At 67.2% G+C, this 22,561-nt stretch carries 16 protein-coding genes and 1 tRNA gene; 10 read left to right on the forward strand and 7 right to left on the reverse strand.

Annotation, left to right across the window (positions count from 1 at the left end; genetic code table 11):
• Positions 1-202 precede the first annotated feature (202 nt).
• The 6 genes from ACP2AH_RS12215 to ACP2AH_RS12240 all read left to right on the forward strand — a co-directional run bounded on the left by ACP2AH_RS12215 (position 203) and on the right by ACP2AH_RS12240 (position 7,757).
• A complete protein-coding gene (locus ACP2AH_RS12215; protein WP_425106042.1) occupies positions 203-1,045 on the forward strand; it encodes a DUF3108 domain-containing protein in 843 nt (280 codons plus the stop codon).
• Between the two features lie 178 nt (positions 1,046-1,223).
• The gene (locus tag ACP2AH_RS12220; RefSeq protein ID WP_425106043.1) at positions 1,224-4,670 is read left to right on the forward strand and encodes a helicase-related protein; all 3,447 of its coding nucleotides are present in this window, start codon (positions 1,224-1,226) and stop codon (positions 4,668-4,670) included.
• A 5-nt stretch (positions 4,671-4,675) separates the two neighbouring features.
• The gene (locus tag ACP2AH_RS12225; protein ID WP_425106044.1) at positions 4,676-5,035 is read left to right on the forward strand and encodes an RNA-binding S4 domain-containing protein; all 360 of its coding nucleotides are present in this window, start codon (positions 4,676-4,678) and stop codon (positions 5,033-5,035) included.
• 254 nt (positions 5,036-5,289) lie between these two features.
• Positions 5,290-5,625, forward strand: coding sequence for a ferredoxin FdxA (fdxA, locus tag ACP2AH_RS12230; protein ID WP_307023397.1), 336 nt, complete (start codon positions 5,290-5,292; stop codon positions 5,623-5,625).
• A 388-nt stretch (positions 5,626-6,013) separates the two neighbouring features.
• Positions 6,014-6,616 (forward strand): CarD family transcriptional regulator, encoded by a 603-nt coding sequence (locus ACP2AH_RS12235; RefSeq protein WP_307023399.1) that lies wholly within the window; start codon positions 6,014-6,016, stop codon positions 6,614-6,616.
• A gap of 259 nt (positions 6,617-6,875) precedes the next feature.
• Positions 6,876-7,757 carry an RNA polymerase factor sigma-32 gene (locus tag ACP2AH_RS12240; protein ID WP_425106045.1) on the forward strand — a complete coding sequence of 294 codons (882 nt, stop codon included), beginning with the start codon at positions 6,876-6,878 and terminating at the stop codon, positions 7,755-7,757.
• A gap of 38 nt (positions 7,758-7,795) precedes the next feature.
• Here the strand turns inward: ACP2AH_RS12240 and ACP2AH_RS12245 are convergent, their stop codons facing one another.
• Positions 7,796-9,235, reverse strand: a complete 1,440-nt coding sequence (locus ACP2AH_RS12245) for a M48 family metalloprotease (protein WP_425106046.1) — start codon at positions 9,233-9,235, stop codon at positions 7,796-7,798.
• Positions 9,236-9,300: 65 nt separating this feature from the next.
• Complete coding sequence (locus ACP2AH_RS12250) at positions 9,301-10,227, reverse strand: nuclease (protein WP_425106047.1); 927 nt, start codon at positions 10,225-10,227, stop codon at positions 9,301-9,303.
• 169 nt (positions 10,228-10,396) lie between these two features.
• Between ACP2AH_RS12250 and ACP2AH_RS12255 the strand changes: the two genes are divergently transcribed.
• The 3 genes from ACP2AH_RS12255 (at position 10,397) to ACP2AH_RS12265 (ending at position 14,137) form a co-directional block, all read left to right on the forward strand.
• A tRNA-Arg gene (locus tag ACP2AH_RS12255) sits at positions 10,397-10,470 on the forward strand.
• Positions 10,471-10,626: 156 nt separating this feature from the next.
• Complete coding sequence (locus ACP2AH_RS12260; protein ID WP_425106048.1) at positions 10,627-10,923, forward strand: recombinase family protein; 297 nt, start codon at positions 10,627-10,629, stop codon at positions 10,921-10,923.
• 49 nt (positions 10,924-10,972) lie between these two features.
• Entirely contained in the window at positions 10,973-14,137 is a 3,165-nt protein-coding gene (locus tag ACP2AH_RS12265) for an autotransporter domain-containing protein (protein WP_425106049.1), read from the forward strand.
• A gap of 102 nt (positions 14,138-14,239) precedes the next feature.
• On the opposite strand, the gene ACP2AH_RS12270 is transcribed toward ACP2AH_RS12265, so the two are convergent.
• From ACP2AH_RS12270 to ACP2AH_RS12290, 5 genes are all read right to left on the reverse strand, one after another.
• Positions 14,240-14,650: a hypothetical protein gene (locus tag ACP2AH_RS12270; RefSeq protein WP_425106050.1), complete on the reverse strand. Its 411-nt coding sequence runs from the start codon at positions 14,648-14,650 to the stop codon at positions 14,240-14,242.
• Positions 14,643-14,783: a hypothetical protein gene (locus ACP2AH_RS12275; protein WP_425106051.1), complete on the reverse strand. Its 141-nt coding sequence runs from the start codon at positions 14,781-14,783 to the stop codon at positions 14,643-14,645. The genes ACP2AH_RS12270 and ACP2AH_RS12275 overlap by 8 nt, the downstream gene beginning before the upstream one ends.
• A 180-nt stretch (positions 14,784-14,963) precedes the next feature.
• Positions 14,964-18,965 carry an autotransporter domain-containing protein gene (locus tag ACP2AH_RS12280; protein ID WP_425106052.1) on the reverse strand — a complete coding sequence of 1,334 codons (4,002 nt, stop codon included), beginning with the start codon at positions 18,963-18,965 and terminating at the stop codon, positions 14,964-14,966.
• Between the two features lie 1,297 nt (positions 18,966-20,262).
• The gene (locus ACP2AH_RS12285; RefSeq protein WP_425106053.1) at positions 20,263-20,670 is read right to left on the reverse strand and encodes a hypothetical protein; all 408 of its coding nucleotides are present in this window, start codon (positions 20,668-20,670) and stop codon (positions 20,263-20,265) included.
• Positions 20,671-20,672: 2 nt separating this feature from the next.
• Positions 20,673-20,918: a hypothetical protein gene (locus tag ACP2AH_RS12290; RefSeq protein WP_425106054.1), complete on the reverse strand. Its 246-nt coding sequence runs from the start codon at positions 20,916-20,918 to the stop codon at positions 20,673-20,675.
• Positions 20,919-21,008: 90 nt separating this feature from the next.
• Here ACP2AH_RS12290 and ACP2AH_RS12295 point away from each other — a divergent pair, with 90 nt between their 5' ends.
• Positions 21,009-22,553, forward strand: coding sequence for a class I SAM-dependent methyltransferase (locus tag ACP2AH_RS12295; RefSeq protein ID WP_425106055.1), 1,545 nt, complete (start codon positions 21,009-21,011; stop codon positions 22,551-22,553).
• Positions 22,554-22,561 lie beyond the last annotated feature (8 nt).

Consider the following 22,561-nt stretch of genomic DNA (forward strand, 5'->3'; position numbering starts at 1 on the left):
TCCGTGGAAATTAGAGTGCGCTCCTATAAGGGGATGACCCAGGCCCGTCAAGGCCGGAGCGGCAGGAGTCCGCCGCCCCTGTCATGGCGCTGTCGTGTTCGTGAGCGGGCGAGTCACAGTTCCGCCGCCTTCCCCCCACATCCGAAACCGGGATAAATTCACGCTTCGTCCGGCCGGCGGGGCCGATTCGGGAATAGCCTTCATGATGCGCGCCTGCCTCACGGCTTTCCTCGCGCTCGCCGGCGCGGGCACGATGGTGACGGATGCCTTCGCCGACGGGCGGCTGGACGCCCGCTACCGGCTGTCGCTGGGCGGGCTGGAACTCGGCCGTGTCGCGCTTCTCGTCGAGATCGACAGCAATTCCTATATCGCCTCCGGCAGCGGGCGGCTCACCGGGGTGGTGCAGGCGGTCTCCACCGGCAAGGGCACGGCGGGCGCGCGCGGCGCCATCAGCGGCGGCGCGCTCGCCCCGCGCAGCTTCGCCATGGAAGCGGAATCCGACAAGAAGAGCGAGGCCATCCGCCTGGTGATGACCCCCGCCGGCGTGTCGGACATGCGCGTCGAGCCACCCGTCATTCCCTCCCCCGACCGGGTGCCGGTGGCGGACAAGGACAAGCGCGGCATTTTCGATCCGATGACGGCGGCTCTGGTTCTGGTGCCCGGCACCGAGGCGCCGGTGTCGGAAAAGGCGTGCGATCGCACGCTCGCCATCTTCGACGGCCGCCAGCGCTACGATCTCGTGCTCTCCTATGAGCGCATTGACGAGGTGAAGGCTGACAAGGGCTATGCCGGCCCGGCCGTGGTCTGCCGCGTCGCCTATCGCCCGGTGTCCGGCCACAAGCCGAACCGCGCCGGCGTGAAGTACATGATGAAGAACAAGGACATGTTCGTGTGGCTGGCGCCGGTGGCCGGCACCCGCGTGCTGGTGCCGTTCCGCGCCTCGGTCGCCACCGCCATCGGCATCGCCGCGCTGGAGGCGGAAGCCTTCGAGACGCGCGAAATGGTCGGCACCCGCGCCACCCCGGCCAAGGCGGGACTGCCCTGAGCGTTCGGGAATGCCCTGAGCCTTTGAGCCATTTCGCGCGCGGGACGAGCAATCGGCCGGGGGCGTGCCCATATGCGGCTTCCCATGCTAAAAGGCGCCCGCCGGCGTTCCCCGCGACGGCGCGACGCCATGACTTTTCTGAACGGCTTTTTCTGAACGGCTCCAGCTGAACGGCTCAATGAACATCGCCGCCCCGCCGGCCCAACTGCGCTCCGACACCAAGCCCCTGCTGCCGCAGCAGCGCGCGCGCGGCGTCACCGCCGTTCTGGGCCCCACCAATACCGGCAAGACCAGCCTGGCCATCGAGCGCATGCTCGGCCATTCCTCCGGGCTGATCGGCCTGCCGCTGCGCCTGCTCGCCCGCGAGGTCTATGGCAAGCTGGTGGAACGCGCCGGCGAGCACAATGTGGCGCTGATCACCGGCGAGGAGCGCATCAAGCCGGACAATCCGCGCTACTGGGTCGCCACCGTCGAGGCGATGCCTAGGGATCTCGATGTCGCCTTCGTGGCGCTGGACGAAATCCAGATCGCCGCCGATCTCGACCGGGGCCACGTCTTCACCGAGCGGCTGCTGAACCGGCGCGGCCGCGAGGAGACGCTGCTGCTCGGCGCCGCCACCATGCGCCCGCTGGTGGAGAAGCTGCTGCCGGGCGTGAGCATTCTGGTGCGCCCGCGCCTGTCCAACCTCACCTTCGCCGGCGAGAAGAAGATCACCCGCCTGCCGCGCCGCTCGGCCATCGTCGCCTTCTCGGCCGACGAGGTCTATGCCATCGCCGAGCTGATCCGCCGCCAGCAGGGCGGGGCGGCGGTGGTGCTGGGCGCGCTCTCCCCGCGCACCCGCAACGCGCAGGTCGCGATGTACCAGAATGGCGACGTCGATTATCTCGTCGCCACCGACGCCATCGGCATGGGGCTCAATCTCGATGTCGACCATGTCGCCTTTGCCGGCGACACCAAATTCGACGGCTGGCAGTTCCGCCGGCTGAACCCGGGCGAGATGGCGCAGATCGCCGGCCGCGCCGGCCGCGCCCAGCGCGACGGCACCTTCGGCACGACCGGGCGCTGCGCGCCCTTCGACGCGGAAATGGTCGAGCGGCTGGAAGCGCACGCCTTCGAGCCGCACCGCATGGCGCAATGGCGCAACAGCCAGCTGGATTTTTCCAGCATCGAGGCGCTGAACCGCTCGCTTTCCATCCCGCCGCGCGAGGAGGGGCTGACCCGCGCCCCCACCGCCGACGACGTGCTGGTGCTGGAACGGCTGGCCGGCGATCCCGCCATCCGCCGCCTCGCCAACAGCGCGCCGGCGATCGAACGGCTGTGGGAAGCCTGCCAGCTGCCGGACTACCGGAAGGTGTCCCCGGCCTCCCATTCCGACCTCGTGGCGACGGTCTATGCCGACCTGATGCAGCGCGGAAGGCTCTCCACCGAGTGGTTTGCCAAACAAGTGGCCTTGGCGGACCGAGCGGAAGGTGACATAGACACCCTGTCGGGACGCATAGCGCAGGTCCGTACTCTGACCTTCGCGGCAAACCGGCCGGACTGGCTCGACGACCCGGAACACTGGCAGGGTGTCACGCGGCGTGTGGAGGATAGGCTGTCCGATGCGCTTCACGAGCGGCTCGCCCACCGCTTCGTCGATCGCCGGACCAGCGTGCTGATGAGACGCCTGCGAGAGAACGCAATGCTCGAAACAGAAATCACCAAGACCGGCGACGTCGTCGTTGAAGGCCATGTGATCGGCCACCTTCTCGGATTCCAGTTCGCCGCGGACGCTTCCGCCGGCGGGCCGGAGGCCAAGGCGCTGCGCGCCGCCGCCCAGAAGGCGCTCGCCGGCGAGATCGAGGCCCGCGCCAAGCGCCTGTCCGAGGCGGGCGACGATGCCTTCGTGCTCTCCACCGACGGCACGCTGCGCTGGATCGGCGATCCCGTCGCCAAGCTCATTCCCGGCGAGGAGGTTCTCACCCCCCGCCTCAAGGTCATCGCCGACGAGCACCTCACCGGCCCGGCCCGCGACGCGGTGCAGGCACGCATCGAATTGTGGCTGAAGGCGCATATCGAGAAGCTGCTCGGCGCCCTGCTCGTGCTCGGCAAGGCCGAGGACGTGACCGGCATCGCCCGTGGCATCGCCTTCCAGCTGGTCGAATCGCTCGGTGTGCTGGAACGCCACCGCGTGGCCGAGGAGATGAAGGCGCTGCCGCAGGAGGCCCGCGCCGTGCTGCGCGGCCATGGCGTGCGCTTCGGCGCCCACCACATCTACCTGCCGACCCTGCTGAAGCCGGCCCCGCGCGCGCTGGCCGCCCAGCTCTGGGCGCTCAAGCATGGCGGGCTGCAGCAGAAGGGGCTGGACGAACTCCCGCACCTCGCCGCTTCCGGCCGCACCTCGATCCCGGTCGATCCGGAAATCCAGAAGGGGCTCTACCGCGCCGTCGGTTTCCGCGTGGCGGGCGAGCGGGCGGTGCGCGTCGACATTCTCGAACGCCTCGCCGACCTCATCCGCCCGGCGCTGGCCTGGCGGCCCAATTCGCCCGGCGAGAAGCCGGCGGGCGCCTTTGACGGCAATGGTTTCATCGCCACCGTCGCCATGACCTCGCTGGCCGGCTGCGCGGGCGAGGACTTCGCCTCCATCCTGCGCTCGCTCGGCTATCGCCTGGAGCGCCGCCCGGCGCCGGTGGAGACGCCGGCGGTGGCCGAAGTGGCGGCGACCGAGACGAGCGCGATCGAGACTCCCGTCCTCGAGGCCCCTGCCATTGAAGCGGCGGCGGACATGGCCGCCCCGGACGTGCCGGTCGGCACCGATGTCGCTTTCGACCAGACCGTCGAGCCGGCGCTGGAAGAGGCCCCCGCCGCCATCGAGGTGCGCGAGGCGCTGCCGGTGGATGACGGCGCGGTTAGCGGCGAGGTGTTCACCGATCCCGTCTTCGACCAGACCGTCGAGCCGGCGCTGGAGCCGGCGGCGGAGGCCGCGGCGCCGGTGATCGAGGCGGCGCCGGCGGAACCGGCCACGACCGACGCGACGGTGGTCGACGTGGCGCCCGCCGAGGGGGCGCCCGAGGCCACGCCTGAGGTGCCCGCCGAGCCGGCGATGATCGAAATCTGGCGTCCCGGCCGTCCGCCGGGGCAGAACCGCCCGGCCTATGGCGCCCGCCGTGGCGGACGCGACAGCAACAATCGCGACGGCAATAATCGCGACGGCTCGCCGCAGGACCGCTCCGGCGCGCGTGGTCAGGCTCCGGCGGAAGCCGGCGCCACTGAGGCCCGCCGCGAGCGCCCGCAAGGCGAACGTCCTCAGGGCGAACGTCCGCAGGGCGACCGTCCCCAGGGCGAGCGTCCGGAAGGCGAACGCGGCCGCCGCCCGCCGCGCGACGACCGGCGCGAGCGCCGGCCCGAGCGCGCCGAAGGCGAGCGCGAGCCGCGCCGTGACGACAACCGCCGCGATTCCGGCCCGCGCCCGCCGCGCCCGGAACGGGGCGAGCGCCCGGACCACCGCGCCGGCCAGAACCGGCCGGAGCACCGGAACGAGCATCGCAGCGAACCGCGCCGCGACAAGCCGGTCGATCCCGATTCGCCCTTTGCCGCCCTGCTCGCCCTCAAGGCGCGCATGGAGGCGGAGAAGAAGGGCGGCTGAGCCCCATGCGCGGCGCCGGCTCCCGCCCCCGTTCCGGCCCGCCTGCGGCCGGCGTGGAAGCGGAGCCCGTCCGCCAGCGGCTTGATGTCTGGCTGTTCCACGCCCGCTGCGTGCGCACCCGCACCAGCGCGGCCGATCTGGTGAAAGCGGGGCGGGTGCGGCTGAATGGCGCGCGCGTCACCGCCCCCAGCCATCCCGTCCGCATCGGCGATGTGCTCACCCTTTCGCTCGATTCCCGGGTAAGGCTGTGGCGCGTGACCGGATTCATCGAACGGCGGGGGGATGCGCCCACCGCCCTCACCACCTATGTAGAAGTGACGGCGGAGTCGGCCCTCTCGCTGCCGCCGGACGGACCGAGCTCCTAGAGCACGTTCCGACCTGATTGCATCGCAATCAGATCGGAAAACGTCCTCTATCAATCATCAAGAGACTGATTCACCGATCAGCTTGATTCAAGCTGATCGGATCAGGCTCTCGCCGCGCGGCAGGTCTGCCATGCGCCGCGCCCATGCAGCCAAGCGCGGGATGGTGTTGCGCGGCCCCGGCAGGTGCGCTAGGGGAGCCGTTGCGGGGTTGTCCGGCGCCTCTAATTCACATGCCCCGCACGGAGACTGGATCAATGACCTACGTAGTCACGGATAATTGCATCAAGTGCAAATACACCGACTGCGTCTCCGTCTGTCCGGTGGACTGCTTCTATGAGGGTGAGAACTTCCTCGTCATCCACCCGGACGAGTGCATCGATTGCGGCGTGTGCGAGCCGGAATGCCCGGCCGAGGCGATCAAGCCGGATACCGAGCCGGGCCTCGACAAATGGCTGACGCTCAACGCCGACTACGCCAAGGTCTGGCCGAACATCACCGACCGCAAGGACCCGCTCCCCGACGCCAAGGAGTGGGACGGTGTGCCCGACAAGCTACAGTATCTCTCGCCCGAACCGGGTAAGCAGGACTGAGCGGCGGCCGTAACGGCAGCCTGCTGACCGCGCCTTTCTCCGCTGCCGCTTCCGCCGGCGGCGGCGCCGTGGTATGCGCTGCAATGCGGCAGTATTTTGATTCTCCCCAGATTTGTGCTATATAGCCCTTCGTGCAGTCGATTGGGTTTGCCATGGCGCAACGCTCCCTTCCCGGAGCGCCCCTCCCGGAACCGATGTCGGGTCTTCGCTCCTCGTGCGGCGCACGCCGCGGGAAGAGCATCCCTGAATTTTCCGTCGACGGCTGAAGTACGGCTCCCGCATCCGCGGGGCGCCGGGGTGTTTCTTTTCCCTGCGGCTGGGCCGCAGGCGGCAGCGCGCCGAGGGCGACGCGGCGCCGGATGAACCGAGACCCAGGAGCAGGCACAGAATGACGTCGACCAAGAAGCCGTCCAGCAACATCCGCCAGGGTTTCAAGACGGGCGAGCACATCGTCTATCCGTCCCATGGCGTCGGGCGTATTATGGCGATCGAGGACCAGGAAGTTGCGGGCTTCAAGCTTGAGCTGTTCGTCATCCATTTCGAGAAGGACAAGATGACGCTGCGCGTCCCCGTGCCGAAGATCGCTTCGGTCGGCATGCGCAAGCTCTCCGAGCCGACGGTGATGAAGAAGGCGCTGGAAACCCTCAAGGGCCGCGCCCGCGTGAAGCGCACCATGTGGAGCCGCCGCGCCCAGGAATATGAGGCCAAGATCAATTCCGGGGACCTCGTCGCGATCTCCGAAGTGGTGCGCGACCTCTACCGTTCCGAGGCGCAGCCCGAGCAGTCCTATTCCGAGCGCCAGCTTTATGAAGCCGCGCTCGACCGCATGGCGCGCGAACTCGCCGCCGTCGACAATCTGACGGAAACCGAGGCGATCAAGCTCATCGAGCAGAACCTGCTCAAGGGCCCGCGCCGCACCGGCAAGGGCGAGGCGGAAGCCGATGCCGCCGAGGCCGATGACGAGGCCGACACGGAGGAAGCCGCCGCCTGAGGCGCGCCGCACCCCGGCGCTCCGTCGCTGACAAGACCCGAAAGGCCCGGCCCGCGCCGGGCCTTTTCATTGACAAGGCTCGTTCATTGACAAGACCCGTTCATTGACACGGCCCGCTGGCGCCCTATCTCGCGGCGCCCGCGCGGGAACTTCCTGCCCCCCGGCGCGTTGATGCCCCGTTCGGGCCTGGGCGCGGCGCCCCCGGCGGTCATCCGCCGGTGCATGCCGTCGCCCGCCCGGCAGGTTCGGGGAGAGGCGCATGAGCGAACAGGCCACCCGCAGCACCCAGATGGCGCGCACCGCAATGGCGACGCCGCTGCTCGAACGCGAGGAAGAATACGACCTCGCCCGCCGCTGGAGCGAGCAAGGCGACCAGAAGGCGCTGCACGCGCTCATTCACGCCCATATGCGCCTCGCCCTCGCCATTGCCCGCCGCTTCCGCAATTACGGGCTGCCCATGTCCGACCTGGTGCAGGAAGGCCATATCGGGCTGATGGAAGCCGCCGCCCGCTTCGAGACGACGCGCGAGGTGCGCTTCTCCACCTATGCCACCTGGTGGATCCGCGCCGCGATCCAGGACTATGTGCTGCGCAACTGGTCGATCGTGCGCGGCGGCACCTCCTCTGGCCAGAAGGCGCTGTTCTTCAATCTGCGCCGGGTGCGGGCGCGGCTGGAGCGCGCCAATGAAGGTGGCGCCGCCCCGACCCGCGAGGAACTGCACCGCTCCATCGCCGAAAAGCTCGGCGTGAGCTCCACCGAGGTGGCGCGCATGGATGCGCGGCTGAACATTCCCGACCTCTCGCTCAACGCACCTGTCGCCGCCGGCGAGGAGGACGGAGCGGAGCGGCTCGACCAGCTGGTGGCCACCGATCCGCTGCCCGACGAACAGGTGAGCCGGGAAATCGACGGCGAGCGCCAGCGGCGCTGGCTCATCGGCGCGCTGCGAGGACTCAATGACCGCGAATTCCGCATCATCAAGGCGCGCCGGCTGACCGATGAGAGCGAGACGCTGGAAGTGCTCGGCGCCCGGCTGGGCATTTCCAAGGAGCGGGTGCGGCAGATCGAGAGCCGCGCCATCGAGAAGCTGCGCTTCGCGCTGACCAACGGGCCGGACGTGCCGCGCGGTGCCTTCACCGCCTGAAGCAGGCCCGAGGCGCAGCCTCGGCAGCCGACCTCCGCCTATTCCGCGATGATCTTGTAGGGCTCGCCATAGCCGAGCTTGTCGCCGCGATTGAGCCCGTTGAGGATCAGGAACCGCTCCAGCGCCTTGTCCTGCACGTCCATCTTCGCCGCCATCCGCTCCGGCGTGTCGGTCAGGCCGGCGGTGACGATGCGCAGGCGCAGCGGCTTGACGTTTTCCGCCTCCTCGATCGACACGCGGCGGAAGGTTTCCGCCGCCTCGCGGAAGGCGCGGTCGAGCTCCGGCGTCAATTCGCGCGCGGCGAAGATCAGCCGGTAGACATCGCTGCCGAAGCGTATGGCGAACATGCGGAACGACCACTGGTCGCCGCGCGCCACCGCCGTGGCGGCGGGGAAGCCGTTGAGCACGAGGCTTTCCACCGTGGAGATCTCCACCCCCTCGATCCAGCCTGAAGACAGGTACTGCGACAGCGACTGGTCGCCGGCGACGCGCACCGCATCGAGCCGCAGCGCCTCGCGCCCCGAGGCGCTGGCGCCCAGCACCGCCTGCGAGGTGTTCTCCAGCGTGAAGCCGGCGGGGGCGGTGAAGGTGAAGCCGAGCTTGGGATGGAAGAACCGGCTGCCGCGCACGAAGCCTTCCTTCGGGTCGTCGCCATAGACCAGCCCGTCGATCGCGGCCAGATATTGCTTGCGGTCGCGCTCCCCCGGCTTGTCCGGCGAGGCATATTCGCGCGCATTGGCCATGACGATGGAAATGCGCTCCGGCGTCGCCGGGTGCGTGGCGAGGAAATCGGGCGAATCCGCGCCGGCGCTCTGGTTCATCGACATGGAGCGCATGCCTGCCTGCCGGCCCATGGTGGTGAGGAAGCGCTCGGCGCCATAGGGATCGAAGCCGGCGCGGGCGCTGATGCCAACCCCGATCGCGTCCGCCTCCAGTTCCTGCCCGCGCGAGAAGCTGGCGAGCGACACACGGCTGCGCGCCAGCGCCAGCGCGCCGAGATCGGAATCGTTCACCACATCGGAAATGACGCGGCTGACCAGCACCGCCTGCTTCATCTGGTCCTCGCGCGTCGCCGCGTGATTGGCGATGACATGCGCCATTTCATGCGCCAGCACCGAGGCGAGCTCGGCATTGTCGGAGGACAGGGCCAGCAGGCCGCGCGTCACATAGAGCGAGCCATTGGGCAGGGCGAAGGCGTTGACCGCCGGGGAATTGAGGATGGTGACGCGGTAATGCAGATCCGGCCGCTCCGAGGCGGCGACGAGGCGCGCCACCACGACCTCGATCTGCTTCTGCAGCTTGGGGTCGTTATAGGCCCCGCCATAGGAGGCGACGAGCCGCTCATGTTCCTTGCGCTGCGCCGGGGTCAGCGCGTCGTCGCGGCTGATCGCCGAGGGGGCGGAAGCCTGCTTGTCGTCGACGGCGGCGCAGCCGGCCACAAGGAGCGCGGCCGCGAGCAGCAGGGCGCGCGGCAACAAGGCGAGCGCCCGCGCGCGCCCGAATGGCGCGGCCCGCTGCGTCCCGCTTGTGCTCCTCGCTCCTGTCACTCGTCCCCCGTCGGCCGTACCCGGCCTTCTGCCCCATTTTCCATGCCGCCGCCGCGCGGCGCCTGCGCCGCGTCCCCGGCGAGTTCGATCTGCTCAGCCCGCCGCACGGTGATCGCCGGCCCGCCGGCCTCGAACAGCGTGCCGCGCAGCCGCACAAGGCGCCCGGCAAGATCGGCCGGCGCCAGACCGCGCGCCGCCAACGACGCCTGGCCTTCGGCCTCGACCCTTCCCGTCATATCCTGCCGCCAAACCCGGCCAAAATTGAGGTAATCCACGCGGGCCGTCTTTCCAACGTCAAGAATATGGCCTGCCACGATTGTGAACCGCCCCTGCTGCGCGCGCAAAGCGGCGATATTGGCGGCCGCGAGCGGCAGCTGGCGCCACAGCGCGCGCCGTTCGCGCCGCGCCTCGGCTTCCGCCGCCAGCCAGGCGGGCAGGCAGGCGAGCACCGCGTCTTCCGGCCGCGCCAAGGCGAGGCCCTCGCGCAACAGCGCCTGCTGCAGGGTCGGCCCCTCTTCCGCCACCGCAGTCGCGCCGGGATCGGCGATCAGGGCGGCGCGCCGGCCGTAACGGTCGCGCGCCGGCCCGGCGGCGAAGGCGATCTCGCGCCCCGCGACCCGCTCCACGAGCGCCGCCCGCCAGCTCACCGTCGTGCCCGCGCCGCCGCCCCCCAGCCCGGCGGGCCGCAGGACGGAACCGTCATCCAGGACGAGATCGCCAGACGCCATCACGTCAGCGACATGGCCGCGCGCGAGCGGCACCGGCAGGCAGGGCGCGGAGACGGAAGCCGGCGGCGGGGAGGCGGCAAGAACCGCCCCTGGGACCAGCAGGCCGATGGCCGCGAGCAGCCACGGCGCGAGTCTCGCCCGGACGCGGGCACAGACGCGCGGGTCAGACGGCTTGGAGGTCGTGCGCATCGCCATGGCGTTTTCCACGCGCCTCCGGCCCGTGGCTCCCGTGCCTTTGCGGCAGCCTAGCGCAAAGCCCGCCCCTCGCCCACCCCGCCTGGGCGGGGCCTGTGCGCGGCAGAACGGCGATGCTCCCGGGCCCCCTTGATCGCCGCGCCGGATTCGGGTCATGTACGCGCGGTCACTCCCGGTAGCTCAGCAGGATAGAGCACAGGTTTCCTAAACCTGGGGTCAGGGGTTCGATTCCCTTCCGGGAGGCCGCCACCCATCCCGTTTTTTCAGATATTTAGCGCGGCGATTGTCTTATCGAATGGAGCGGTTGGACAATCACCGTTCGCGATTCATTCCGTAGGTCTTCGCCATCGTCTTTACCGCATCAGCGATGTAAAGATTGACCTGTGCATCTGTTTCAGGGTGAGCGGCGCGCGTGCAGATCGGCGCATCCTCGCCTCGGCGATCAAGCGACTTGAACCGGGCGATGTGCTTCTGGTCACGCGGCTCGATCGGCTCGCCCGCCCCACGCGCGACGCTCGAAGAGCCCCCCTACTCCAGTCAGTGTTTTTCCTGTTGCCCCTGGTGGGTCCAATGATACCGTTAGGTCAATGTTGCTGGAGATTGCGAGCAACATACGGATGGCTCGTTGAGCGGCGGGCTTATTCGGCTGGGGTTCATTGCGCTGCAAATGGCGCGGTGACGGTACTCCTGCGATAACGCAGGGAGCGGGGGACGAATGTCTAAGTTGGTATTTCGGGGCGCCCTGATGGCGTCCACAGCTCTCATGGCCCTCTCGCTGTCCTGTGCGACCGTCCGTGCCAATGGCTACGACATTCTCGAAGTGAGCGCTCCGCCTCCCGGTCAGAGCGAGACCCTCAGCTCAAGCCAGACCTGGGATCAGGTCCTCGTCGGGATTTCCACGGGTGAGACCGGCACGCTGACGGTGGGCGCCGGAGCGACGCTGACGACGACAGGGGATGGCGCCACGATTGCCAGCACTTATACGGCAGGTGGGATAATTGGCCGAAACAGCGGGTCGACGGGTACGGCGATCCTGAGTGGCGCTGGTGCGACCTGGACCGATTCGAGCAACTTCCTCATCGTCGGCGATTCGGGCAGCGGCACGCTGCAAATGTCTGCCGGCACGACCTTAAACACCAATGGTGTTTTGATCGGGAACGGCGCCGGCAGCCGCGGTGCGCTCACACTCAACGGCGCGGACGCGGCGTGGAACAACACCGTGCGCGTCGAGGTGGGCCGTGCGGGCACTGGCAGCATCATCGTGTCCGGAGGGGCGTCGGTTGTGAACCAGCAGGCGCTGCGCATCGGCCAGGGCACCGGCTATGTCGATCAATGGGCGACCGGTAGCGGATCGGTGACGGTCACGGGCGCGGGCAGTCGCTGGGTAAATTCGCTGGTGAGCGGAACGCATGTGCAGATCGCGACCGAAGCCGGTGCGGTCGGTAGCCTTACCGTTACCGATGGCGGCTCCTTCGAGACTTCGGCGGGCGGCCTCTATGCGGGCGCGGGCGCCACGATAACCGTCACCGGCGTTGGATCGGCGCTCCTCGTGGGAACCGCCCATGCGACGCCGCCCGTCGACTGGAACGACGGCGACGGCTGGCTCAGTGCCGGCGACAGCACCGTGGTCATCAGTGGTGGCGCAAAGCTGGACGCGGATGCGAGCTATATCGACGGGCCGGCCGGCACCGGCTCCATTCTCGTGACCGGCGAGGGCACCACCTGGCACAACTGGCTCAACATCTTCGTCGGCGGCAACGGCAATGGTGTCGCCACCACCGGCCACGCCACAGTGGCCGATGGAGCTGTGGCCACGTCCTATACGGCCGCAGCGGGCACCGATGTCGGCTCGACCGGCACGCTGCTGATCACCGGCAAGGGCACCCTGTTTCAGGTGCTTTCCCGTGATGGCTACGCCGGCAACTTCCGCGCCGGTAGTTCGGGCAACGGCACGGTTACCGTGCAGGACGGCGCGACGCTCTCCGCCGTCAACGTGATCATCGCCGATTATGCCACCTCGACGGGCGTGCTCAACATCGGTGCCGCCGAAGGCGATGCGCCGGTGGCCCCCGGCACCGTGCTCGGAACCAACGGTGTGCGCTTCGGCGATGGCGATGCCACGTTGGTGTTTAACCACACCAGCAGTGGGCTGACCTTCAACAACCTGCTGTCGGGAACGGGAGGCGCGATCCGTCATCTGGCCGGCGTTACCGATTTTACCGTGGATTCGCCCGGTTTCACCGGCACGCTCGATCTGATCGGCGGCACCGTGAAGCTCAATGCTGACATTGCCGGCCTTGACGTGAATGTGGGGGCCGGCGGCACGCTCGGTGGCAATGGCACGCTGAAGTCGCTCACCGTCGCGCAGGGGGGAACGGTTTCGCCGGGCAATTCCATCGGCACCCTGGTCGTCAATGGTGACGTGAACCTGGTGCCTGGCGCGGTCTATGTCGTCGAGCTGGGCAGTGCCGGCAATAGCGACCTCATCACCGCCACCGGCCAGGCCTTCCTCAATGGAGCGACCGTGCACCTCGTGCCCGTCGACCCCGAGGCGAGCTACAAGCTGCCGCAGGTCTATACCATCGTCGCGGCCACTGGCGGGGTCGATGGCAATTTCGGCAAGGTGACGACGGAATCGCTGTTCCTTTCGGTCGATGTGGACGACCTCTCCAGCGCGATCAACGTGGTGATTGCGGTGTCCGACAACGCTTTCGCCAGCGTCGCTGCCAGCGCAAACCAACGCGCGACCGCTGCCGCGCTGAGCCGGCTGCCGCAGTCCGGGGCGCCTCTCGGGCTCTACAATTCCGTGCTTTTCCTCACGTCTGCGAGCGAGGCGCGTTGGGCCTATGACCAGCTCTCCGGCGAGGTGCACGCCTCGACCCAGAGCCTGTTCATCGAGCAGTCGTCGCTGATCCGTGGTGCGCTGAATGATCGCCTGCGCGCGGCTCAGGGCCGGGTGGGTGCCTCCTCCGGCCCGGTTGTCGGATGGGCGGAGACGCCCTCCCTTGCCTATGCCGCGCCCGGGGCGGTGCAGAGCGCCGACGCCTCCATGGCGCTGAAGGCGGTCGCGCTGCCCGCGACCACCGAGCGTTTCGCCTTCTGGAGCACGGCCTTCGGCAATTGGGGCGAGATGGACGGCAACGCAAACGCCGCCAGCCTGTCCAACTCCACCGGCGGCTTCCTGATCGGCGTCGATGGCGTGGTCGGCGAGGGCTGGCGGCTGGGTCTGGCCGGCGGCTACAGCTATACGGACTTCTCGATCTCCGGACGCAACGCGTCGGGCAATAGCGACAACTGGCATATCGCCCTTTATGGCGGCAATGTCTGGGGCCCGCTCGCCTTGCGCACCGGCCTTGCCTATACGTGGCAGGATGTTTCGACCCACCGCTCGGTGGCCTTTACTGGCTATGCCGACAGCCTCTCGGCCGACTACGATGCCGGAACGGTGCTGGCTTTTGGCGAACTCGGCTATCGGTTTGACGCCATGGGCGTCGCCTTCGAGCCCTTCGCCAATCTCGCTTATGTGAGCCTGAGCCAGGACGGCTACACCGAGCGCGGCGGCGCGGCGGCATTGACCGGCGGTTCCGAGACCATGGACACGAGCTTCAGCACGCTGGGTCTTCGCCTGTCCAAGGAAGTCGCCTTCGGCGCCAGCACGGCCACGCTGCGCGGGGCGCTCGGGTGGCGGCATGCCTTTGGCGACATTTCGCCCACGGTGTCGCAGGCCTTCGTCGGTTGGGACGCGTTCACGGTCACCGGCGTGCCGATTGCCGAGGATGCGGCGGTGCTGGAAGCCGGCATCGACATGCTCGTTACCCCGTCCGCGACGCTTGGCATCGCCTATACCGGCCAGTATGGCGACGGTGTCACCGAGAACGGCTTCAATGCGAGATTGAGCGTGAAGTTCTGAGGCCGTGCCGAGCATTCACTGCCTAGGCGGGTGCAGCCAAGCCCGCCTGAGGTTCTGAGAGGGCTACGCACGCGTGAGGGGCCGAGCCTCCCGGAACCCGTTTCATGCGTGCGCGTAATTGCGCACGCGCGAGAGCACGGGAACGCCGAGGGCAACGTCAAAGGTACCTGAGATGGCAACCCGGATCTCCCACGCGAAATCCACCTTGATCGGGGCACCCTGCAATTCGAGGAAGGTGCTCACGACATTGGCCGAGGTCCGCACCTCTCGCACAATCGGCAGGGAGCGCGTCAGCAAGGCGCTGAGATGCGTAGCCTGAACAGTGTTGCGCAGCAGGCGGTAGCCTTCGGCCGAGGCGCACATGAAATTGACGTTGTTCAGTTGCCGGTATTCGTCCAAAGCGAGGACGAGGGCCGCGCCGCCGCCGAGATAACATCCGGCCTTCTCAAGCAGAGTCCCGTCAAAGGCGCCGAGCAGCTCCGCGATCCGCTGGCGATCCCCGGTCTCAGCCATGCAGCACGCCGTTCCCGGCTGTGAGGATCAGGCGCTCCAGGAGCTCGCGCTCATGGGGCGGCATGTTCCCCTGATCGACATGCCGTCCATTTCGCTCATCGAGCGAGAGGGCGCCTTTCGCGGTGAGCCGCATGTCGGAATCCATGTTCCAGGCAATGAGGCGTAGCTGCGGGAAATCGCCGATGCGGATCGTCGCTTCCTCCTCACCGAGCCCGGCACCGCGGCAGTCGTCCGCCGCGGGAGGCTCTGGCTTCGGTGGAATCGTCCCCTAGCGCTTGGGCACGGTCCCGCCCCCTCTCACCTTTCCCCCGCCTCAGAACTTCAGCGAGAACTGGGCGGTGAAGGTGTTCTGCGAGGCGTCGCCGGCGAGTTGGCCGGCATAGGTGGCGCCGATCTGCGCATTGGGCGAGAGCGCGTAGCTCAGACCCGCCTCCACGAGCAGCGCATCCTCCGCCACCGGCACGCCCGACACGCTGAACGGCGTCAGCCCACCGGCGAACTGCATGGTCGAGCTCGGCGTCACATCGCCAAAGGCATGCTGCCAGCCCAGCGTCGCATAGGGGGTCAGCGTGCGCCCGCCCACCTCCACCGTGGTGGCCAGCCGCACGCCGAGCGTGGAGTAGAACGTGCTCATGTCGTCGGTGGAGACGGACAGCGCCGCCGCCCCGCCCTCTTCGCCGAGCGAGGCGCCCGACACATTGACATAGGCGAGGCCGAGGAACGGCTCGAAGGCGATGGCGCCCACGTCCACATCATAGCCGATCTCGCCGAAGACCTGCGCCGTGCCGGTCGTGTCGCTGCCCTTGAGCGACTCGGCAAAGCCCGGGAACACCACGCTGCGCGACACAGAAAGATCGTGCCAAGTGTAGGCGGCGCCGCCGCGCAGCGCCACGGCGCCATACTGCGCCCCGGCATAGAGGCCGAGATCGTAATTATTCGCCGAGCCCGACGACGAACGCCCGTCGACATCGAAGGTCGAGCGGCTATAGCCGCCGAACAGGCCGGCGCGGGCATTCTCCGCCACCGACACATCCGCGCCCATGAGGAAGCCGCCGATAGTGTTGGAGATGCTGGCGGCGTTGCCATTGGACCAGCTGTTGCCCCAGCCGCCATAGCCCTGCGCCCACAGGGTCGGCGTGTAGCCCTCGGCCAGTTGCGCCTTTACCGGGCCGGGGCCATAGGCGAGCGGGGAGACGCCCGGCGCGGTCAGCGCCTGGCGCAGCCGCCCGCTCACCGCGTCGCGGACATAGATCGACTGCTGCTGCAGCACGCTGCTCACCGACGCATAGGCCTCGCCCGAGAGCGCGTCGAAGGCGGCGGGCGCGGCGTTCTCCGGCAGCATCAGCAGCGCGTCATAGATCGCATTGCCGCTCCCCAGCGTCTGCGCCGCCGTGGCGGTGCTGAACTGGTTCGGCGTGCGCGCATAGTCGGCGAAGGACACGCCGTTATAGTGGAGCAGCAGGTAGATGTTGTTGGTGTCGGACTCGAGCGCGGCGTCGAGGAAGGCGTAGTTCTCGGTCACGCTGCCGAAAGTGCCGGTGACGCCGCCCGTCGCGGTGATGATGGCGTAACGGCTGTCCACCTCATATTTGCCGGGCACGGCGACCAGTTCCACCTTGGCGCCCGGATCGATGTCCACAATCCCGCTCGCAACGACGAGATCATGCTCCCCGGACGGGGTCACATCCACGCGATAGATGGAATCGGCGTTAAAGCTGAGGCTGGAAACATTGATCTGGCCCGGGGAATTGCCGGGCGCCAGCGTTCCGCCGGAGTTGATGGCGACGATGTTGACCGTGCCGTTACCGCTGAGGACCGAGCCATCTCCTACCGACAATGTGTTGGCGCCGGCGAACTGGTCGCCGGCCAGGTGCAGCGTCGCCCCGTCCTGCACCGACACATAGCTGTCGATACCGGTGGCACCGGTATAAGTGAACGTACCGCCGCCGCTAAAGACCACCGCCGTCCCCGCCGCAGCGGTGATATTATTGGCGATCGTGGTGCTGTTTGACCGGTTGAAGACCAGCATGCTCAACCCGTCGACCGTGATATCGCCCGCCACCGACCCAGTGGTGCCGCCGGCGCCGATATAGAGATAGGCGCCGTTGACCGCGGTCGTCCCGGTATAGGTGTTGTCACCACTCAACGTGAACTCGCCGCCGCCAATCACCGTCACGCTGCCCGTGCCCTCGATGACACCGGCAAAGGTGGTGGCCCCCTTCACGTCCGCCGAGATGTTCTTCCCGCCGAGGACGACCCGGCTGTCCGCCTCGGTGCTGGCGAGGTTCCTGATCCGTGCGCCATTTTTGGTGCCAGAAATGTCCAGCGTCGCCTTCCCCAGCGTGACGCTGCGGGCGTCGTCGAGACTGCCCGGTCCGCTCAGCGCCAGTGTGCCGGCGCTGATGGTGACGGCGCCGTCGTACTTCGTGTTGCTTTTGGTAAGGACCAGCGTGCCGGCCCCACTCTTGGTCAAGGTGCCGCTGCCGTAGAGCCCGCTTTCGATGGTCAGCGTCTTGTCGGCAGCGACGGAGAAGGTGCCGCCCAATTCGCCGGCATCATTGCCAAGGGTGAAGGCGCGCGAGGTGGTGAGGGTTTCGGTCACAGCCAGCGTGCCGCCCTCCATCGCGACCGCCGCCGAGACATCGCCGAGGCTTTTGTCATCGCTGATCGAGAGCGTGCCTTCCCGGAGCGTCCAGGGAACCGTGCTGGCGGAGAGGTCACCGGTCAGAGTCCAGGTGGAGGTGCCGCTCTTCACCAGCAGGCCGAAACCGCCGGAGAAGCCCCCCAGGGTCGCAGCGCCGATGGTGACATTGTTGGTGCCGCCGAGAATGAGCGTGTCGGCATTGCCGTAATGGGTGACGCCGCCGAGGAGATCGGCGAGGTCACCCTCCCCATCGCCGCGCAGTTCGAGCGAATTGGTGCCAGTGCCAAACGCGATGGCGGCGGCGCGGGTCGTTCCGTCCCCGCCGAGGCCGCCCTGCACGGTGACGGTGCCGTCGAGGATGATCTTGGAATTGGTGGCCGCGATGCCGACACCGCCGGAACCATCGACAAAGGTCGGGTCCGCCACCCCCCCGGCGCCGCCGGACACGGTGGCGCCGTTGGCGACGGTGATTGTGGAATTGTAGGCGAAGATGGCGGTACCGCCATCGCCAGCCGTGCCGTTGAAGCCCTGAGTGAGGGTACCACCAGCGCCGCCCGTCACATTCGCGTTGATGTTGAGAATGGATGTGCCGGATTCGGCGAGATCAGCCCCGTTGCCGGCGAAGGCACCGATACCCCCCAATCCAGCTTTGAACGCGATTGGGTTATCGGCCGCGCCGCCCGCGCCGCCGGATACGGCCGCGTTCACATTGATGGTGGACGTGCCGAAGCCTGCGACGGTTTGGATATAGAGCCCCGTTCCGCCCTGGCCCCCCTGGTAACCGCCCGAGATAACGTCACCACCGGCTCCGCCGGTCGCCGTGCCCTGCACGGTCAGAACCGCCGGACTGGACGACTGATTGGCAAAGAGCAGGCCCGCGCCGCCCGCCTCTCCTGCCGCGGTGTCATACGCGTCCGTACCAGCGCCGGCACCACCACCGGCACCGCCGATGGCTGAGGCCGAAGTGGCGAACGTCACACTGGCTTGCCCGTCGACGACCTGAAGAGCAAAGCCGGCGCCGCCGCTGCCGCCGAAGCCGCCATTGGTACCCGACCCGCCGGCGCCGCCCGCGCCACCGAGAAAGTCCGCCGCGATCGAGGTGGCTCCGCCGCCAACCGAGACCACCGCGCCAAAGCCGCCACCGCCACCACCGCCGCCGCCACCGCCACCACCGCCGCCGCCACCGCCGCCATCGCCGCCCGTCCCGCCCGCGCCGCCCGTGAAGCTGGCAGAAGCGTTATCGAGGCTGCTGGCATCTCCGACATAGCCGTGCGCGGCGCCACCGCCGCCGCCACCGGCCGCGGCGCCAGCCCCTCCGGCGCCGCCATTGGCGCCGAGTCCGGTTCCGCCGATACCGCCAAATCCGCCGCCTTCATCGCCGCCGCCGGTACCGCCCACGCCGCCGCTGGAACCGGCGCCGCCGCCACCGCCGCCCTCCGTCCCGGTGAGTGTTCCATCTGAACCGGCGCCGCCCGCCGTCGTATACCCAGCCTTGCCACCGGCGGTGCCCTGGCCCCCATTGCCGCCATTGCCACCAATGCTGAATTCCAGCGCGCCGGCCGACGCGGTGAGCATCAGCAGCGCCGCGGAGGCGAGCAGCGAAGCACGCAGGCAGGCGCTCGCGCGGGTGGACGAACGGACGGGCGTGGTAGCGGAAACAAACGGACGCATCGGCCCCCCAGCCTAGATGTACCGACGCACTAACGGTATTTTCGTAGGATTCCACGTAGCGGTGCGCCCGGCAACGTGCCACCGCCGATGGAAGATCGTTGCCGATTGTAAACAGGCATACCGTCGCATTTCTGCAACATCGCCGCAGCAGGCGGCCGGCTTAGAGCGCTGCGTCTGCGGGCTGGGCCAACAGCGGAGCGGCGCTTCACCCCGTCCTCCCGCGCGGCAGGTGCCAGCCTTGCCCGCCAGACGCTGATTCGGCTCCGGTGCGGTGCCCACATCTGGGGCCTCTCGCTGATCTGGACCCCACCGCCCGGCGGAAAGCCAGCGATGCCCGACGCACGCACTCTGTCCCCCTGCGCGGGGTAAGTGAGGGAATGTTGACATGGGGCCTGCATCGCTGGGCCATCAGTCATTGAAGGTGACTGTTGATCCCGGTCGATGCCGGCCCTCGCCGCGGCAGCCTCCACCTCCGGGCGAAGACGCTTGAAGCCGAGGACCCGGCACAGGGGGAGAAAGGCCCGCTCGAACGAGCCAAGGATCAGGGCCACGAAGTCGAGCGCGCCACGCCCGGCCTTGATCGCCGTCTCCTTGCCGCTCCTGAACGGCCATTTGCCCGCGTCGCCGAGTTTGACAGCCATGCCCGCCGCGCCGCGCCAGACACCTCCCGGACGGCTGGCTCCGCGTGGCTGAGAAAGGCGAGTGTCCTCCGCGAGCGGCAACGGCGATGCTGCAGTGAACCCCGGCCACCCGAATGGCCAGGTGCCGCACGCACGCGATTTAGTGTAGCCGATCTGGCACTTGGCGCGCGCCCCTACGCAGGGCTCGCCTCACAAACGCTGAAAACTCATTTCTTGAAATCCACCTTCTCCGATACATATTTCGCCACCTCAACTCGACCCTGTATACCTCTCGCTTCTTTTATTTTAACTGATATATCAGGCCAATATTGTAGGGCGTATCGATATCTTATTACCGCGACCATCCCAAGCGTTATTACTATCGCTATAATTGAAGAGATCAAAATAACAAAAACAGAATAATCCTTATTTCGCGTCTGCGCATTCGATGCTATTAATGCAAATAATGCTATGAATATAACAATTTTGTACGACCTTTTTATTTCGATTATACAAAGATACGACAAAACAAATAATATATTCATATCACAAAAACCCATTAAGCGATGATCGCGCCCTGCCTTTCGCCTGCACCGGCCGCCTGAATTGTCCAGCGCACCCTCTCTGTACGCCCTTCGCGGCTAACGCCGATGGCCACACCTGCAAATACAAAACTATCAACGTGGGACGACATCATCACGCATCAACGTAATCATCTCAACGAGGTCATATTGATCGTACGATACATGAAAAGAATACTTCGCACCGTCAAACCGATCCCATGATTTCCCCGATTTGGTAGGGACTCCTAGACGATGACGCACGTCATGAGAACTACAACCAATACGAACGTCTAATCTATCAGATAGATCGCTCTCTCTGGATACAAATATCGTTGTAATTCGTTTGTCTTCATCGCAGTGAAATTCAAACCCATATTCCTCACAAGCGTACATACAATAGTATTCAGGTAAGTCGTTTACTTCACTAAGCGCGAACTTATAGTTTCTAAACGGCTCATCATTGAGCAACGCTTCAACGTTAACTCCAATGTAATCCTGCATCATCTTGCTTTTGCTATTCATGCTTAAATCGCTTTGTCAGAATCGCGTTCAGCCACCGCCTTCTCGAATGCATCATGGTCGCGTTTGGCAGCTTTATCGAGGTCCAACGCATCTTCGCGTTGACAATCTTTTATGTTGCGTCCCCCAAAGGCGGGACTTGTACGTTCGTGCACCCATCTCGGAGAGGCGACGCTGGATTTGCCTTCGCCCGTGGGCAGCGCAACAGGGCCGGGCGGCGCGCCGATAATCTGCCCGTTTGCCGCCGGCATCAGCGAAATACCGTCCTCGTGGCGCTTGATCCCTTGGGATGGGCTTGCCTAACTAGCCGGGCAAGCTCATGCGGGGCTTTGGGGGATGTCATGTCGGCGAATTGGATGGGCGGCTATGTCAGCGATGTCGCCTACACATTGGGCTATTACCGCGAACTTTCTCCGGCCTTTCTCACCTATGTCTGCGAATCCAACGGCGTGAAGGGCCCGCCGGCGGGGCGGCGGCTGCGCTATTGTGAACTGGGCTGCGGGCGCGGCTATGGGACCGCCCTGCTTGCCGCCGCCAATCCCGACATGGATTTCGTCGGCATCGATTTCAACCCGACCCATATCGCCGAGGCGCGTGCCTTCGCCGACAAGGTCGGCCTTCCCAATCTCACCTTCCTGGAAGCGAGCTTCGGCGATGCGGGGGCGTCCAGCGACCCGGTGCTGGACGATCTCGACTTCGTCACCCTTCACGGTGTTTTCACCTGGGTCAGCCCGGAGGCGCAGCGGGACATCGTCGCCTTTCTGCGCACGCGGCTGCGGCCCGGCGGCATCGCTTATGTGAGCTACAACACCTATCCCGGCTGGGCCGCCATCACGCCGCTGCAGCATATGATCCGCGAGGTGGCCGCCCGTTCGACCGGCGACAGCCTCGCCCGCATCAAGCGTGCGCGCGAGGTCATGAGCCAGCTGGCGCGGCCGGGCTGCGCCTATACCGCGCAGAACCCGGCGGTGCGGACCCGGATCCAGAACCTCGCGCAGCAGGACGCGAACTACCTGGTTCACGAGTTCCTGCATGATACATGGTCGCCGATCTATGTGACGCAGGCCTTCGAGCAGTTCCGCGAGGCAAAGCTCACCTTTATCGGCTCGGCCTCAATCGCGGAGAATCGGCTCTCCTTCGCCGTGCCGAAGGACATGCATGAGCTGGTGACCTCGGCGACCGACCTCGCCATGCGCGAGCAGGTGAAGGACTTCGCGGTCAACAAGCAGTTCCGTCGCGACGTCTATGTGAAAGGGCCGATCGCGCTGACCACGGCCGAGCAGCGGCAGGCCTTCGAGCGCGCCCGCTTCGCCCTCACCTCGATCGGCGCCGGGGCGAAGGAGAGCTGGAAGGTTCCCTCCGGCGACGCACGGCCCAAGGCGGGGTTGGTGGCCGCCCTCGCGGCGCGCCTTGGCGAGGGTTCCGCAACGGGAGCGGAGCTTCTCGAGCGGACACGTCCCGAGGGCTTCAGCGACAAGGATGTGGAGGTGGTGCTCGAACTCCTCGTGCACAACGGCGCTGTGCTTCCCTGCCGGCCCGACGGCGGCGAAGGCGACCAGAGCGCGGCGCGCCGGTTCAATGCGGCGATCTGCGCGATGGCCTCCGTCGCCGACACCCACCGCTTCCTCGCGGCGCCGGTGGCGGGCTCGGCGATCTCCGCCAGCCAGTTCGACCGTCTCGCGCTCCCCGCGCTTCTCAGCGCGCCGGACGCCTCCGCGACGGAAGTCGCGGGGCGGGTGATCAGGGAGATCGAGGCGTCGGGACAGAAGATGCGGCGGGGCGACCGGGCGCTCGGCGCGGCGGACGCCGCCGAACTGGCCGAGCCGATCGAAAAGCTGCGCAAAGGCCTGTTGCCGCTCTGGCGCCATCTCGGCATCGCGGTCTGATCCGCGCG

Source organism: Ancylobacter sp., from assembly GCF_965249975.1.
In the GTDB taxonomy this organism is placed as follows: Bacteria; Pseudomonadota; Alphaproteobacteria; order Rhizobiales; family Xanthobacteraceae; genus Ancylobacter.